Source organism: uncultured Jannaschia sp. (assembly GCF_947494055.1).
Taxonomy (GTDB): Bacteria; Pseudomonadota; Alphaproteobacteria; order Rhodobacterales; family Rhodobacteraceae; genus Jannaschia.
This window is the reverse complement of the sequence record NZ_CANLTR010000248.1, coordinates 1-240: the sequence shown is the minus strand read 5'-3', so window position 1 is coordinate 240 and position 240 is coordinate 1. Positions and strand designations below refer to the sequence as shown.

Below are 240 nucleotides of genomic sequence, written 5' to 3'. Positions count from 1 at the left end.
CTCCCCAACGTGCCAGGCGCTCGACAGGCTTGCCACGAAGGCGGCAAGATCAGGCGGCTTGGACGGCGTTGTCGATGTGGGCATTTCGCCGTCAGCCAGCGCCGCCAGGTAAGCCTGCACGGCACGCATTTCCTCCAAGAGCTTGAGCGGGTCGAGGGTCGCGGCGATCTCGCGCAACTCTCTCTTGGTGGATGTCGGCATGCTCTCTGCTTCCAGAAGCCGCTCGCAAGGGGTCTGGGG

General features: G+C 65.0%; 1 pseudogene. It reads right to left on the bottom strand.

Annotation, left to right across the window (positions count from 1 at the left end):
• Window positions 1-201 (bottom strand): annotated as a pseudogene (locus Q1A87_RS24035) (ISNCY family transposase); the annotation flags it as partial.
• Window positions 202-240 lie beyond the last annotated feature (39 nt).